The organism is Auritidibacter ignavus (assembly GCF_003703835.1).
Classification (GTDB): Bacteria; Actinomycetota; Actinomycetes; order Actinomycetales; family Micrococcaceae; genus Auritidibacter; species Auritidibacter ignavus.
Map to the genome: position 1 here is coordinate 175,523 of NZ_RDQR01000002.1, position 16,168 is coordinate 191,690.

The following is a 16,168-nucleotide window of genomic DNA, read 5'->3' on the forward strand; positions in this document are numbered from 1 at the left end:
GGAGATCCTGCGACAGAACAATCTCAGCTCACCGATGATGATACGACCGTCCACCCGCAATTTCCTGGCACCGGTAGATCTGCTCGGTGACGATCAGCCGCACCAGCTGATGGGGGAATACCAAATCCGATAGTGACCACACCAGATTCGCCTGAGCTCGCAACTCCTCGGTCACCCCGTACGCCCCGCCGATGAGCATCACCACGTGCCGACCCCGATCAAAACGGCCCTGCAAGGTCCGCGATAACGACTCCGAATCCAGCATTGTCCCGCGCTCATCCAGCAGGATGACCTCATCGTGGGCACCACAGGCGGCCACCAGCCGTTCGGATTCCTCAGCGCGCGCCTGCTCACCCTCACGAGAGGAGTGTGGCAACAGCTTCCAGCTGATCTTCCAGGGCTTCTTCAACCGTTGAGCGTAGCGGTCGATCCCGTCTGCCACCCAGGACTCATGTTTCTTTCCGATCGCGACCACCGTAATGTCCATACCGGTCAGACTAACTGGTGAATCGAACCGATGAGACTCACGATGCTCCTTCCCGCACCCGCGCCCGCGCCCGCCTCCGCGCGAGTGAACACCCGGACAGATTAACGTCCTGCTATTCAACTCCGAGTAGTATCCGTATCCATGGAGTTCACACCGTGGGTTGCCTTGACCGATGCTACCTTGATTGGCGTTCTTCTGCTCATTGGTGCCGTCCTACGTGCCTGGATCAGACCGATCCAAACTCTGATGATCCCCGCCAGTGTGCTGGGTGGGATCCTGGGGCTAATCTTTGGTCCCATGGTGCTGGGCTGGTTGCCTTTCTCCGATCAGCTCTCCACCTATTCTTCGGTGCTGATCGCGGGAGTGTTCGCCTGCGTGGCCATGACCGACGACTTCAACATCTTCAAACTCAACCGCACGGTAGGGGGTTTCGCCGCCCAAGGCGTGATGATCTACGCGCTCCAGGTGTCGCTGGGCATGCTGTTGGTGTTGGTACTACTGCAACCGTTATTCGGCACAGGTGATGAAGTCGGTGTGGTGCTGTTCGCAGGCTGGGCCGGAGGGTATGGTACGGCCGCAGCCATGGGGGATGCCTTCGCCGAGTCCGATCCGGAGCTGAGTACCTTGGCTTTCACCTCGGCGACCGTGGGGCTCGTCGTGGGAATTGTCGGTGGTCTTATCCAGGCTAAAATTGGTGCGATGCGCGGACAGGTCGAGGCCTTCGCCAGCATGTCCGCTCTGCCCGAGGAAGAGCGCACCGGTCTGATCCGACAGGTCAATAAACGCCCTTCGATCGGTCAGCACACCTTTTCGGGTTCTTCGGTGGAAACCCTGGCCATCCAGATCTCCTTGGTGGTTGCTACCGCCGGGGCCGGATACGGGATCACCGAATGGATTCAAGGGCGACTCCCCGAGCTGTCGGTCCCCGTCTTTGTGGTGGCCTTTTTGATCGGCTTGGTAGCCCGCGCGGTGATGAGCCGGCTCAACGTCGCCAAATACGTCGACCCGGGTTCACTGAACTCCACCTCGGGGGCCTTTACCGATGTGCTCATCGTGTGCGGTATAGCTTCGATCGACCCTTCCGTCGCGGCCGGAAACTGGCTAGAACTGAGCATCTTGTTCGTCTTTGGCCTGGTCCTCTGCTTGTTCTTAGGTCAGGTGATCGCGCCACGGATCATTCAGCATGGCTGGTTCGAGCGCCAGCTATTCACTTGGGGGTGGTCCACCGGCGGTGTGTCCACCGGCATCGCTATGCTGCGCGTGGTCGATCCGAAACTAAAATCCGGAACCCTGGAGGACTTCGGCCTCGCCTACCTTCCGGTCACCCCGGTCGAGATCACCGCGGTGACATTCGTTCCCGGTCTGGTGCTGGCTGGACTCGCCTGGACCGTCGTCGGCATCTGGGGTGCGATCGCGGTCGTCACGATCGTGGCAGCTTTCATCCTGGCCCGGATGAATGCTCGCGACGGCCAGACCCTCACGACCTCAAGCGCCTCAACCGGTTCCTCGCGCTAAACGCTTTCCTTCTTATCTCCTCCTCGGTCACAGCTGATCTCATCCACAGTTCGTCCGTAGGGTTCGGGGCGAGATCCCGGATCGGGCCAGCACTGTCCACAGTAGAGATCCACCCCGGATTTTTGGTGCCGTGGCCACTTACCGTGAACCTATGACACATTCCACACCGGCGCTTCCCCGCCACACCCCCAGCACCGGCCCCAGCCCCTCCGGCCATCCCGGCGTCTTAACCTCGCCGGAGATCCCAGATGATCCGGCCTTAGACGAACTCACCGCCGACCAAATACGCGATCTCGAACGTGATCTGGTCGACCACCTTGCCGCCGCCGAACGCGCTAAGAATGCTCTGGCTGCACAACAAATTGCCTCCACCGCACAGCTGAATCGATTACGAACCCGTCGCGACAAACTCGCCAACATCCCGAAACAACGACGCGCTGGCGGACTGGGCGCCGAAATCGGACTCGCGCGTCGTGAATCCCCCTCCAAAGGCAACGCTCGCCTGCGCGAAGCACTGCTGTTAGCCCACCACGCCCGACACGCCCACACCGCACTGAGCCAGGGCCATCTGAACGAAGACCAAGTCACCGTACTCGCCCGTGAGCTAGCCGGCACACAACACCAGACTCAGCATGAGGTCGATGCCCAGCTGAAGGACCGCTACCGGTTCCTGGGGATCTCTCAGCTCAAAGATGAAGCCCGCGGCCATGTCCAACGCCTTGAACCGCAGTCCTCCCGCGACAAATCCGATCGCGCCCAAGCCTCCCGCAAAGTGGCCCGCTCTGACCGCTCCGACGGCATGGTTGAAATCTCGGGGCTGGTCGAAGCCAAATATGGGATCCCCGTCCTGGATATCCTGCGAGAGCAAGCCGAAAAGATCCTCCGCGCTGAGCGGGCTGCCTATACCGAATCGTTGCGCGCGGTCGAAGACTTCACCGATAATGCCGATGATGTCGATAATGCTGAGCTTGGTGATGATGCCGAGCGAGCGGAGAACCCTCAACATGACACCGCAGCTTCGACGCCCACTCCGCCCCGCACCATCGACCAGATCATGGCAGATCTCTTCATCGCCAAGCTCACCCACGATCCCGCGAATGACCCAGACCCCGAGCCGGCCTCCGACGCCCAGTCACCGGTATTCCGGGCTCCACGAGCCATCGAACTCAACCTGGTCATGACCGATGCGGCACTGTTCGCTGGCGATGACACCCCGGCGCAATTTGTGGGATACGGTCCGATCCCGGCCGCTCTAGCCCGAGAATGGGTCCACGATGAGCAGATCGAAGTCTTCCTGCGCCGACTCTACACGAGCCCGGAAACCAACCAGCTGGTCACTATGGACTCCCGATCCCGCGCATTCCCTCAGACCCTGCGCAAGATGCTGGTGCTCCGGGACCACCGGTGCCGCAATCTGTACTGCGACAACCCGATCGACCACGCCGACCACATTCGTCGCTACCGCGATGGCGGTCAGACCAGTTTGGACAACGGTCAGGGACTGTGTGCAGTATGCAACCAAATGAAAGAAACCCACGGTTGGACCCAGCGCCCCGTGAAAGGTGGGCTCAAAGTCATTACCCCAACCGGACACAGCTACTTCACTCAGGACCCGCCGTTGATCCCCGGTATGCGCCGGGCTGCCTAGTGCCGGCGTTGTAGGACATAATCTTTAGACGGACTCGCTTCACTGCGCAATGTGTTGTGACGGAGTTGCCCCTAGGGTCTGACACGAATCTGACAGGAAAATGGCACGAGAGGATTTCACGCCAGCGATAGGGGCGCCTGCCAGTCAGCCTCCGACAGGGACACTAACCCCGCCACGACAGTTCTGCCAACATCCATGCTCCCAAGGACCCGGGCTCGTCGATGAGCTAGCCGGATAGCCGGACCCGTCGATGAGATAACGGTTAGAGCCCACCTTCCGCTCTATATCGCGCCCGGGGTAATGATCCTTCCCGATGATCTGCCCGGTCACCGGGCGACGATCGCGGACTATGGTCAGGAACCGATCAGCGTAACGGGAAGGGCGCGGATAGGCTGGCCTTAATGTTGCTTAAACGAGTAGTGGAAAGCGATGAAGATGGCTAGCGATATTCCTTCAATTGATGAATTCCGACCACTGGTCCTGCGTGCTCTCGCTGACGGCGAGGAGCGTGGTCGACAGGAACTTAATGAATTGGTTTCCACGCTGGCCGGCTTGTCGCAACACCAATGAAAGAAACCTTGGAATCGGGGCGGCCTCGCTACCGCAACCGGATTGGCTGGGCGCTCTCATCGTTGTCGCTGTCTGGGTTGGTTGATCGACCTAAGCGTGGGCGCTACAAGATCACTGAGAACGGGAAGACGGTCGACCAGCGCTCTTTGCGCGAATACAGCGAAACGGACATGCTCGAGTGGTCCACGTGGCGTGAGTATAAGGACGAGGTTGCTCAACGCCGTCAGATCAAGGACGGTGATAGTTCTGGCGAAAGTGGAATTGAGCCTGCCGGTGACCCGGTAGAGGCTATGCGCACTCGCGCGAGAGCGTTTAATGCGAGTACCGAGACTGATTTGCGTAAGCGCCTGCAGTCGTCATCCCCCGAGTTTTTCGAACGGGCTGTAATCGAACACCTGTGGGCCCTTGGCTATGGTGGGACGCACGGCGCTAAGCAGCACGTGGGGCGATCTCACGACGGAGGAATCGACGGAATCATTCGTCAAGATGCACTTGGGCTGACCAACGTCTACATTCAGGCGAAACGCTACGCCGACAACAATAAAGTCAGTGACCCTGATATCCGCACGTTCATCGGATCTCTCGATGCGCAAGGTGCCAATGTGGGCGTATTCATTACAACGTCGAGTTTCCAAGACAAAGCAAGGCGTACGGCCGCAGGGTATCGTCACGGCAAGATCGTGCTCATCGATGGACTCCGGTTAACAGAACTCATGCTTGACTACGGTGTTGCAGTTCAAAAAGCACATCAGTTCACACTGTATGAAATCGACGATGATTTCTTTGAGGACGAACTGCTGTAACGGCATTGCTGATCCATAACAATCAACGAAAACAGCTGCCCACTGGGTTGTTCCAATGGGCAGCTGTTTTCATTATTCAGCTGAGCCGTAGGTGTCCTATTCCTGGTAGAGCACTTCGGGCAGCCACGTGACGATCTCGGGGAAGATCGAGAACAGAACAATCGCCAAGCCCAGCACCACGTTTTGAGCCCTATCTGGCACCAGGGACTCTCGCTCTGTTCAAACACTGCGGGTGCCTGTCTGGTTGGCGCCCCGTCGCTCCTCGCGCAGGATCGCTGAGCCACGTCAGAGCCGCTATCATAATTATCATAAACTTTCATAAGCGATCGTGAGAGTGGCACATGACTGATGCATTCGACATCCCGCCGGTTCCCGATGCCGATTACGTGCGCTCACCATTCACCCCGACCTTCGGGGTGATTCCGCCCCGCTTGGCTGATCGACAGCAGCTGGTTGATGCTTTCGCTCGGATGCTTGATGAGGGCCCCGGGGCTCGCGGGCAGGCCACTCTCATCACCGGACAGCGCGGCATGGGCAAGAGTGTGATGTTGAAGGTGTTTCAAATGGTCGCTCAGTCGCGTGGTTGGATATGTGCTCAGGACCAGGCCAGCCCAGGTGTTGTTCAGCGGTTGACCGAGGCCCGAATCCCTGAAGCTATGGCGACGCTCGATTGGGAATCGAAGTCGAGCATGCGCATCACCGGGGGAGGATTCAGCGTCATGGGTTTCGGCGGCAGCGTTTCCACCACTAGTGAAGTCCGTTTCCCCGTAACTCCCGATTTCCAGCACCAGCTCATACGTGCAGTTGAAGCACTTGCGGAGCGAGGCACAGGACTGCTGGTCACTTTGGATGAGGTGCACAGATCAAATATCGATGAGCTGCGTCAGGTTACGGATGCCCTAAGTGCCGCTGTTTCCGAACGAGCTCCCGTTGCATTCGTCGGCGCGGGCCTGCCTGCCTCCATCGATGACCTGGTGAATGACCGTGTGTCGACGTACCTGCGGCGTGCAGAGCGCATTGACCTGGAGCTTCTAACGGAGGCCGGGGCTCGGGAAGGCTTGACCCGCCCTTTGGAGAAAACGGGCAAATCAATGTCGAAACAGGCTCTAGAGGTGGCTGTCGCGGCTTCCGGTAGGTACCCGTACCTTGTGCAGCTGATCGGCGATGAAGCATTCAAACTCGCAGGCAGTGAAGACGTGATTACGATCTCGCACGTACGTCAAGCGGCAGCGGACGCTCAGCGGGTCATGTACCGGCAGATTCACGAACCCACATTCGCTGGTCTCTCCAGTCGTGACCGCGACTATCTGTACGCCATGTCTGCAGACGAAGGGCCGTCCATGACCGCCGAAGTGGCCAAACGCATGAACATGGACCCCCGCAATGCTGGCACCTACCGCAACCGGCTGCTGGCTGCAGGTGTCATCGAATCGCCTGCACGGGGTGTCGTGACGTTCACGATGCCTTACACGCGTGAATACATTCTGGAGCGTGAGCGTCCGTCCTGACGGGTCATCATAAAAATCATAAACTTTCACAAAAAGGGGAGGTCGGTGGCCGTGGATTCTCGTCATCGAGTGTCCCGTTATGAGGCGGCTGAGTGAAGTTGGTCTAGTGGGGTGTGCCCGGAAGGTTTTGTCGAGCACACCATTCACTCACGATGCGGAGGTTAGGTTTCTATGCATCTTCCAGTTCCGCTTGTGGGGTGAGGTGGCGGAAACCGCGTGTGATGACAAGTAGTCAGGTCAAGCCCAAGACTGCCCAGATTCCGCCAAGGCGCAAGGCGTGGCCGTCAAGGTGTCCCATCAAGTAGATGATGACTGCCAAACCGATAGCCGGCTGGACCACCCACGAAAGTGTGTGGAGGATGTCAGTGTTCTTCGTGGCGCCGGTTGCGTTCGGCTGGCGACGATCCCTCAGGAACTGCCCGATCACGGAGATGTTGACGAACGCGAATGCGATGAAGGCGCCGAAGTTGATGAACGACGTAGAAGAGGACACGGTCAGAGCCAGAGCGATGAAGCCGATGACACCGGTCAGAAGGATGTTGATGACAGGTGTCTGGGTCTTCTGTGAGATGCGGCCGAAGACTGCGCGCGGCAGAACGCCGTCGCGGCCCATGGCGTACATCAGTCGTGCCCCCGCAGACTGAATCGGGATTCCGGCCGTGAACTGGGTCATGATCACGGTTGCCAGGAACACCGCACCGAAGAAGTTTCCGCCAATTGTTTTGGCCATCTGCAGCGGGGCGCTGTCTGGGTCTTCGAATGCGTAGCCGGGATGACCCAGCTGGAAGAAGTACGCCACGGTCGCAAAAAGCACACCTGCAATGAGTGCGGTGAGGATGATGGCCTTCGGCACGGTCTTGCGAGGGTCGACAGTCTCTTCCGCGAATGTGGACACTGCATCGAAGCCGATGAAGCTGTAAGCGGCAACGGCTGCGCCGGCTGTGATTGCAGTCAGGCTTGTTCCGGAGTTCCAGAAGGGAGCGAAGAGCGATCCGACGGTGAATCCTTCAGGCCCGGCACCGTAGATCTGGCCGTTGGAAATCGACACCACGGTGAAGATGATGAAGAGCGCGATCACCAGCAGCTGAAAGCTGATCAGGACGATGTTGACCTTGGTCGCGACTTTGACGCCGATGATGTTGATTGCAGTCGTCAGGCCAATGAAGGCGGTCAGGAATACCCACGCCGGGACAGCTGGGAATGCGCTGGTCAGGTAGGCCGTTCCGATCAGCCATACAACCATCGGCAGGAAGAAGTAGTCCAGGAGCGTAACCCATCCGACCATAAAGCCGATGCGGGAGTCGAGGGTTTTCCTCGCGTAGGTGTAGGCGGATCCTGCTGATGGGTAGAGCCGAGCCATCTTCGCATAGCTGAAGGCTGTGAAGATCATGGCCACGGTGGTCAGAAGGTAGGCGGAGGGAAGTGCTCCTTGGGCGATTTCCGAAAAGCTTCCCGCGGTGGTCAGCACGATGAACGGTGACACGTAGGCAATGCCGAACAGCACCAGGGGCCAGAGTGAAATCGTGCGGTTGAGTTGTGTCATGCGATTCCTGTTGGGCTGAAAGGTTGTCAGTTTGATGAGTCGCCAGCGAATCAGTCGCGGCTAAGCGGCGGCATTGTGCCGCGGTAGAACGGGAGCCGCACAGCTGGGTCGCCGTCACGCGATTGGTCCCACAGGCGGTTCATTCCAGCGGTCCCGACGCGGCGGTCTCTCTCTACGGTCTCGAAGTCAATGACGTCGGTCAGCACTGCAGGGTTCTCCGAAACTGCCGTGTAGCGGACGACGCCGTCAGGATCGACAAGTATCGACTGGCCTGTGCCTGAAGGAGCTGCCGCGTTTGCGCTGAGTACGAATACTTGGGAGTGAATAGCTGTCGCACGGGCAAGGACCAGTTCGTGTTCCCGGTCCCGTGTGGATGTTTGGAATGGGTAGACGATGAGATCTGCCCCGAGATACGCTAAGTTCCTTGCGACTTCGGGAAACCAGAGGTCGTAGCAGATCGCCAGTCCGACTTCGCCCTTTCCGGGTATCTCAAAGACGGTGAATTCGCTTCCCGGGTCAAACGGTTCGAATGGTCGCCACGGGAAGATTTTCCTGTAGGCGGCAGCGAGTTCGCCGTTAGGGCTGATGGCTACTGCCGTGTTGAACAGTTCGCCGTTGGGCCCACGTTCAATCACGGTCCCAGGGATCAGCCAGATGCCAAATTCGCGGGCTATCGCTTTCAACCCACTTACACGCGGGCCGCTTAGAGGTTCCGCAAGCTGTTCGTAAGCAGCAGCGCGTTCAGCAGGCGTGCCCTCAACATCGACTGTGTGGTACTCGGGGCAGACCACGAGTACAGTTTGGGGGAAGTCAGCCAGCAGTTCTTTCAACTCGTCTCTAAGCGATTCAACGGCAGTGTCTGGCGTTCGAGCCGGGGCCTGCAGCGTGAGTATGTAGAGCGAAGCGGACATGGTGAAGCAGCCCCCCTATTTGTTTCGAGTTGTTATCCGGACTGGCAGTGCCGGACGTCGTTGCTGAGTGTAAGGCACAGAGGCCGTCTCACCTGATCGCTTTCCGCATAGAGAGCCGGCGTCACTTCTCCGGTCTGTCGTAATGATTGGCAGAGGGCAATAAACTCCCCAGCACTTGCGGGTTATCGCATGCGTTCTTCCAGCGGATGTCCTTGTGCCCATTGCGGACGCGATTTCGAGCCGTAATGGACACGAAATTCTTGAAGCGACGCGCTGGTCAGCGACTCACCGCGCGGGACCGTCTAATATGGAGAAAGTTGCGAAGCTAGGGTGACCCGTATGCCCTGTTGCCTGGAGGTTGTTGTGGGAGCTGTTTCCCGTGAAGTTCAGCGTGATCGTCTGCACCGGACCATCTGGGAAGTTGCAAACGAACTCCGCGGCTCCGTCGACGGCTGGGACTTCAAGAGCTATGTGCTGGGGCTGCTGTTCTACCGCTTCATCTCCGAAAACCTCTCCAACTTCATTGAAGCGAACGAAGGAGCAGGTTTCCGCTACGCCAATCTGACCGATGCCGAGGCTGAACCCATCCGCGACATGATGGTGGATGAAAAGGGTTTCTTCATCCTTCCCTCCCAGCTGTTCGAGAACGTGCGGGCTCGCGCAGCACGGGACCCGAACCTCAACGAAACACTGGAAAAGGTCTTCCAGAGCATCGAAGGGTCGTCACTCGGCCGCCGCAGTGAAGATGACATCAAGGGCCTGTTCGACGATCTCGACGTCAACTCAAACCGCCTGGGCAACACGGTTGAGCGCAGGAATGACAAACTGAGGAACCTACTCAATGCCATCGGCGACCTTGACCTGGGCGAAAAGCACGATGAAGGCATTGACATGTTTGGTGATGCCTACGAATTCCTCATGCAGATGTACGCATCCCAGGCCGGTAAATCCGGTGGTGAGTACTACACGCCGCAGGAAGTCAGCGAACTTTTGGCACGGTTGACGGTCATCGGCAAAACCCGGGTGAACCGCGTGTATGACCCTGCGGTCGGCTCAGGTTCTCTGCTGCTGAAGTTTGCAAAGGTCCTTGGACCCCACGGTGTCCGTCAGGGGTACTACGGGCAGGAAATCAACCTGACCACGTACAACCTGGCCCGCATCAACATGTTTTTGCATGACGTGAACTACGACAAGTTCAGCATCGCCCACGGAGACACCCTCACGGACCCACAGCACTGGGACGACGAACCCTTCGATGCGATCGTCTCGAACCCGCCGTACTCCACCCGGTGGGAAGGCAAGAACAACCCGCTGCTCATCAACGACCCCCGGTTCGCTCCAGCCGGAGTTCTGGCGCCTGTGACGAAGGCAGACCTTGCGTTCACGATGCACGTGCTTTCGTGGCTCGCGGTCGATGGGACAGCTGCGCTGGTGCAGTTCCCCGGTGTTCTGTACCGGGGCGGCACCGAACAGAAGATCCGCCAGTACCTTGTCGACAACAACTACGTGGACGCTGTGATCCAGCTGCCGGAAGACATGTTCTTCGGAACCACGATCGCGGTGTGCATCCTCGTGCTGAAGAAGTCGAAGTCAGTTAACGATGTGCTGTTCATCGATGCGTCCAAGGACTTTGTTCGTCGGGGCAAGAACAACGTGATGACCGAATCGCACCGCGACAAGGTCGTGAGCATGGTCGAAGAGCGCCGCGAAGAACAGTACGTGTCCAAGCGCGTCAGTGCTGAAGACATCGCGAACAACGACTACAACCTGTCCATCAGTTCCTATGTCGAATTCGAAGACACGCGCGAAAAGATCGACATCACCGAGCTGAACGCAGAGATTGCACGGATCGTAGAGCGACAGGCCGAGCTGCGCACCAGCATTGACGCAATCGTTGCCGAACTCGAGGCAGGTGCACACAAGTGAACCGCATCGAGAAACTGATCCAGGAGCGCTGCCCGAACGGGGTTTCGTTTGTTCCTTTGGCGGAAATCGCCACAATCAAAAATGGACGCGATTACAAACATCTAGAAGAGGGATCGGTCCCGGTCTATGGGTCTGGTGGAATACTCGCGTATGTTAACGAGGCTGCGTATGTAGGTGAGACGGTTCTCTTGCCTCGCAAGGGGTCCCTTTCGTCAGTTTTCTATGTAGATGGTCCAGTTTGGACTGTTGATACGTGCTATTACACGGTCATTGATAGTTCTACTGTCCTGCCTAAGTTCTTCTATTACTACATGGTTGTGAGTAGGTTGGAGAGGCTTAATACGGCAGGCGGGGTTCCTAGCCTTACGCAGCGAATTCTTAACAGACTACTAGTTCCTGTTCCTCCATTGGAGGTGCAGCGGGAGATCGTTAAAGTTCTTGATCTCTTCACTGAGCTCGAGGCTGAGCTCGAGGCTGAGCTCGAGGCTGAGCTCGAGGCGCGTCGCAAGCAGTACGAGTACTACCGCGACCAGCTGCTGTCGTTCCCCTACGATGGGGGGGGCAACCCTGGTTGAGCTGGCATCGTTGTGTGACAGAGTCTTGTCGGGTGGTACGCCTGCCGCTGGCAATCCTGCGTATTATGGTGGACAAATTCCGTGGGTGCGAACACAAGACATAGATTTTTCTGTAGTTGATCAGACCTCGGCTTCGATAACTGAAAGTGGACTCGAGAATTCGTCAGCGAAATGGGTCCGGCCGAATTCTGTCATTGTGGCAATGTATGGGGCGACTGCGGCAAAGGTTGCAGTGAACAAAATTCCCGTTACGACAAATCAAGCATGCTGTAATCTTGAAATAGATCCCTCTAAAGCGGATTACTGGTATGTATTTCACGCCTTGTCGAACTCCTATCGGGAGCTTAAATCGCAGGGCGAAGGGAGCCAAAGCAATCTGAACGCGCGCAAGATTCGTCAGTTCAAGATTCCCCTTCCTTCACTTGAAGAACAAGCTCGTATCAGTCACGTCCTGAACAACTTCGACGTACTGGTGAACGACCTCTCTTCCGGTCTGCCAGCTGAGGTCGAGGCTCGGCGGAAGCAGTACGAGTACTATCGGGACAAACTGCTGTCGTTCAAGGAACAGGAGTCCGACGCGGCATAACCGCGCGTTGTTTCAATGACTGGGGCTGGGATGGAATTTTCGACGGGTGACGAACTTAAGCGCAACAGAATTGCGCCCATTGCAGTCAGCGACGAAGCCACTGTCGTTGCCTCCTACGAACCTGATATCCAGCCTGACGACTCCTACCAGTCCGAAGCTCAGCTCGAAGCTGAGCTCATCAAACAGCTGCAGGCTCAGGCCTACGAATACGTCACGATTCGCGACGAAGCAGCCCTCGTAGCGAATCTCCGCAAACAACTTGAAGCACTCAACAAGGTTGAGTTTTCGGACAGCGAATGGAAGTCGTTCTTCGAAACAAACATCGCCAGCAAGAACGACGGCCCCAAAGAAAAAACGTGGCGACTGCACAACGACAACATCCAGCTTCTACGCCGCGATGACGGCACTACGCGGAACATCCGACTGCTCGACAAAACATACATCCACAACAACAAGCTGCAGGTGATCAACCAATACGCAGTTGAGGCAGGCACTTCGCCCGGCAGTGCAACCCACTCCAACCGGTACGACGTCACGATCCTCGTCAACGGGCTTCCGCTCGTTCACGTGGAACTCAAACGCCGCGGAGTGAGCCTCCGGGAGGCGTTCAACCAGATCGCCCGCTACCAGAACCAGTCACTGTGGTCCGGCCACGGCCTGTTCGACTACGTCCAGGTGTTTGTGATCTCCAATGGGACGCACACCAAGTACTACTCGAACACCACCCGGCCCAAGAAGAACGACGGTACAAAGCGGACAGTCAACACGTGGGCGTTCACAAGTTGGTGGGCCGATGGCAACAACAAACTCATCGCCGACCTCCACGGATTCACGCGCACCTTCTTCGCCAAACACACAGTCCTCAACATCCTCACCCGGTACTGTGTGCTGCGCGAAGACGGCACTCTTTTGGTCATGCGGCCCTACCAAATCGCCGCAACGGAACGCATCCTGCAGCGCATTAACGTCGCCGCAAACAACAGAATGCTCGGCAGCACAAATGCCGGCGGATACATCTGGCACACCACCGGATCCGGTAAAACACTCACCAGCTTCAAAACCGCACAGCTGGCCACAGCCCTGCCCAGCAACCCCAAGGTTCTGTTCGTGGTCGACCGCAAAGACCTCGACTACCAAACCATGCGGGAATACGACAGCTTCAAAAAGGGCGCAGCAAACTCCAACGCGTCCACCAAGATCCTCACGGAACAGATGGGCGATCCCAACGCGCGCATCATCATCACCACAATCCAGAAGCTGTCGAACTTTGTTGAAGCCAACGCGAAGCACCCCATCTACAGCGAACACACAGTACTCATCTTTGACGAGTGCCACCGTTCGCAGTTCGGCGCAATGCACGAGGCCATCACGAAGAAGTTCAAGAAATACAACATCTTCGGCTTCACCGGCACCCCGATCTTCCCCGCCAACGCCGGTAAGTCGTACGGAGCCCGTGAAGGCCGCGTGATCGTGCGCACCACCGAAGAAACCTTCGGCGACCAACTGCACACGTACACGATCGTCGACGCAATCGAAGACAAGAACGTCCTGCCGTTCAAACTCGCCTACAACAACGTGCTGGGCAAAGTTCGACGCTCAGCCGGGCAACCGACCACCCGAGCCGAACAAGAAGACGAACTCCTGGAACCTCGGCGGATCAGTGCCGTCACCTCGTACGTCCTCAAACATTTCAACCAGCACACCCGCCGGCAGACACTCGGCAGCGAAACCGACGATTCGTACCTCCACACCGTGACAGCCAACGTGGCTGCCGTTGCCCGCAGGCGCAGCGGTCCGGGCAACATCGAAACAGCCAAGCGGAAAGTTGTCGGCTTCAATGCCATGATGGCGGTGCAGTCAGTAGAAGCCGCGAAGCTGTACTACGAGGAATTCAAAGCGCAGCAAGCTCAGCTGCCACAAGCAGCACGCCTCACAGTCGCCACCATCTTCAGCTACAAAGCGAACGAAGACCCCGAAGCCGGCATCCTCGCTGAAGAAGGATTCGACACCCGTCAACTCAGCGGAGAAGACCGCGTATTCCTCGACACTGCCATCGGTGACTACAACAGCATCTTCGGCACAAGCTACGACGCCAACGGCGATAACTTCCAGAACTACTACCGCGACCTGTCCATGCGGGTCAAAGACCGGGAAGTGGACCTGCTGATCGTGGTCAACATGTTCCTCACAGGGTTCGACGCCCCAACGCTCAATACCCTGTACGTGGACAAAAACCTGCGGTATCACGGGCTGATCCAGGCATTCTCGCGCACCAACCGCATCCTCAACTCCGTGAAGCAATACGGCAACATCGTGTGCTTCCGGGACCTGCAGAAGAACACCGAGGACGCGCTGGCGCTGTTCGGCAACAAGGACGCCGAGGGCATTGCCCTGCTCAAGCCGTACGAACACTACTTGAAGCAATACAAGGGCAAAGTCGCTGAACTGCTGAGCGTCCACGGAATCGGCGACGCTGGCCCCGGCAGTGAAACCGAGCAGAAACACTTCGTGCAGGTGTTCGGCGAAATCCTCAAGCTGCGCAACATGCTCGCAGGATTCGACGAGTTCACCGAAGACGACGACCTCAGCCTGCGCGATATGCAGGACCTGCAGAGCGTCTACCTCGAAATCCGGGAAGAACTCGGTGGGGGCGACGATGGCCCCACGGTCGGTTCGGAGTCTTATGAACAGCAGGAACTCGAATTTGAAATTGAGCTGCTGCGCCAGGTGGACGTCAACGTCGACTACATCCTCATGCTCGTAGAGAAACTGCATACGCCGAAGTCGAGCTCCACACCGGCTGATGACGACATCAAGGAGCAGATCCGCCAGGCGATCGATGCCAGCCCCACGCTGCGCGACAAACGCGACCTGTTCATGGACTTCATCGAAGCCGTCGACACGAGCAAAAACGTGGTCGACCAGTGGAATGCATTCGTTCAGCAGAGGCGTGAGCGAGAGCTCGGCAATCTCATCGAAGAAGAAAACTTGCGAGAACCACAGGCGCGCGCCTTCGCGGACTATGCCTTCGAAATAGGCGAGGTGCCGACTACCGGAACCGATATCGTTGAGATCCTGCCGCCCATGAGCCTCTTCGGCCGCACCGCCGCCGGGGACAGCCGCGAGGACGTTAAAAAACGCGTAGTCAAAAAGTTCATCGAGCTTTTCGAGCGGTACGGAACCCTCGGCTGACAACAGCCCGGCACACACCCGCATACCGCACCTCCACCTCGTCATCCCACAGGGCCGGCGCAGGGGGCTGTCAGATTCGGTCCAGACTCCGGTAGTACCTGACTTAGCGCACGTGAGTGTGGTTTCGGGGTCCGTGGGTCTGTGACCTGGGGTTTTGTCTTTCGGAATGGTGGTTTTGGGACACTAATTGTGTGGTATTTGTGAGGAAGGTCCGGGTTGCTTCAGGGGCGACTGCGGTTCAGGTCGTAGAAAAGCGTCGTGGGAAACTGCGGGTGATCAAGCATGTGGGCTCAGCGCATACCGATGCTGAGCTTGGCCTGCTGATGGATCGTGCCGAGGAGATCTTGGTTGGCGATCAGGGGGTGCTCGATCGTGGGATTGAGGATGCGGTGAGGCAGGAATCAGTGTTGCCAGGTCCTGGGAGACAGTCCCAGCTTCTGGAGCCTGCGCACTGAACCGTCCTGGGTTTTGTTCCGTCCTGTAATGAGAGGATAGAACTATGCCAACCAAATACCCTCAATCGTTTAGAGATCGTGCCACGCGTATGGTGTTTGATCGGCTCGAAGACGATGATGCGCCCAGCCGGTATGTGGTGATTCGTGAGACCGCGCCGAAGCTGAGTATTGCCACCGAGACGTTGCGCCGGTGGGTGGAACAAGCCGAGGTGGATACCGGCAAGAAGCCGGGTGTCCCCACTGATGCCCAGGAGCAGATCCGGAAGTTGAAGCGCGAGAATGCTGAGCTGTGCTGGGCCAATGAGATCCTCAAGACGGCGTCCTTGGGTTCAAATCGTCAAGGCAACACCGGCGTGTTCGGCTTCAATCGGGGTGCGGTAGCCTAAACATTTCCGGGGCCGGGTGTTGAGTTCATGGGCGATCTGATCCAGGTCAGCTTGCGAGTACTT

General features: G+C 57.7%; 13 protein-coding genes. 10 read left to right on the top strand and 3 right to left on the bottom strand.

What is annotated here, in order from left to right; translation table 11 throughout:
- Positions 1–28: 28 nt before the first annotated feature.
- Positions 29–487 (bottom strand): 23S rRNA (pseudouridine(1915)-N(3))-methyltransferase RlmH, encoded by a 459-nt coding sequence (locus DYI20_RS02365; RefSeq protein ID WP_183145579.1) that lies wholly within the window; start codon positions 485–487, stop codon positions 29–31.
- A 141-nt stretch (positions 488–628) separates the two neighbouring features.
- On the opposite strand from DYI20_RS02365, the gene DYI20_RS02370 reads away from it, so the two are divergent.
- The 4 genes from DYI20_RS02370 (at position 629) to DYI20_RS02385 (ending at position 6,531) form a co-directional block, all read left to right on the top strand.
- On the top strand, positions 629–2,002 hold the full coding sequence (locus tag DYI20_RS02370) for a sodium/glutamate symporter (protein ID WP_183145580.1): 1,374 nt from the start codon (positions 629–631) through the stop codon (positions 2,000–2,002).
- Positions 2,003–2,153: 151 nt separating this feature from the next.
- The gene (locus DYI20_RS02375; RefSeq protein WP_122548765.1) at positions 2,154–3,650 is read left to right on the top strand and encodes an HNH endonuclease signature motif containing protein; all 1,497 of its coding nucleotides are present in this window, start codon (positions 2,154–2,156) and stop codon (positions 3,648–3,650) included.
- A gap of 566 nt (positions 3,651–4,216) precedes the next feature.
- Positions 4,217–5,023: a restriction endonuclease gene (locus tag DYI20_RS02380; RefSeq protein WP_122548766.1), complete on the top strand. Its 807-nt coding sequence runs from the start codon at positions 4,217–4,219 to the stop codon at positions 5,021–5,023.
- Between the two features lie 341 nt (positions 5,024–5,364).
- Positions 5,365–6,531 (top strand): ATP-binding protein, encoded by a 1,167-nt coding sequence (locus DYI20_RS02385; RefSeq protein ID WP_122548767.1) that lies wholly within the window; start codon positions 5,365–5,367, stop codon positions 6,529–6,531.
- Between the two features lie 232 nt (positions 6,532–6,763).
- Here the strand turns inward: DYI20_RS02385 and DYI20_RS02390 are convergent, their stop codons facing one another.
- Together DYI20_RS02390 and DYI20_RS02395 are read right to left on the bottom strand one after the other, a co-directional pair.
- Complete coding sequence (locus DYI20_RS02390; protein WP_244924645.1) at positions 6,764–8,035, bottom strand: APC family permease; 1,272 nt, start codon at positions 8,033–8,035, stop codon at positions 6,764–6,766.
- A gap of 89 nt (positions 8,036–8,124) precedes the next feature.
- Entirely contained in the window at positions 8,125–8,985 is an 861-nt protein-coding gene (locus tag DYI20_RS02395; protein WP_122548769.1) for a carbon-nitrogen hydrolase family protein, read from the bottom strand.
- 363 nt (positions 8,986–9,348) lie between these two features.
- Between DYI20_RS02395 and DYI20_RS02400 the strand changes: the two genes are divergently transcribed.
- From DYI20_RS02400 to DYI20_RS02425, 6 genes are all read left to right on the top strand, one after another.
- Positions 9,349–10,911 carry a type I restriction-modification system subunit M gene (locus DYI20_RS02400; RefSeq protein ID WP_110111076.1) on the top strand — a complete coding sequence of 521 codons (1,563 nt, stop codon included), beginning with the start codon at positions 9,349–9,351 and terminating at the stop codon, positions 10,909–10,911.
- Positions 10,908–11,486, top strand: coding sequence for a restriction endonuclease subunit S (locus DYI20_RS02405; protein WP_208392205.1), 579 nt, complete (start codon positions 10,908–10,910; stop codon positions 11,484–11,486). Before DYI20_RS02400 ends, DYI20_RS02405 begins: the two co-directional genes overlap by 4 nt.
- Complete coding sequence (locus DYI20_RS02410) at positions 11,464–12,072, top strand: restriction endonuclease subunit S (protein ID WP_122548770.1); 609 nt, start codon at positions 11,464–11,466, stop codon at positions 12,070–12,072. Before DYI20_RS02405 ends, DYI20_RS02410 begins: the two co-directional genes overlap by 23 nt.
- Before the next feature lie 30 nt (positions 12,073–12,102).
- A complete protein-coding gene (locus DYI20_RS02415; protein ID WP_122548781.1) occupies positions 12,103–15,264 on the top strand; it encodes a type I restriction endonuclease subunit R in 3,162 nt (1,053 codons plus the stop codon).
- Positions 15,265–15,455: 191 nt separating this feature from the next.
- Positions 15,456–15,719 (top strand): hypothetical protein, encoded by a 264-nt coding sequence (locus DYI20_RS02420; protein WP_221040942.1) that lies wholly within the window; start codon positions 15,456–15,458, stop codon positions 15,717–15,719.
- 44 nt (positions 15,720–15,763) lie between these two features.
- The gene (locus tag DYI20_RS02425; RefSeq protein WP_122548772.1) at positions 15,764–16,105 is read left to right on the top strand and encodes a transposase; all 342 of its coding nucleotides are present in this window, start codon (positions 15,764–15,766) and stop codon (positions 16,103–16,105) included.
- The last annotated feature ends 63 nt before the right edge of the window (positions 16,106–16,168 follow it).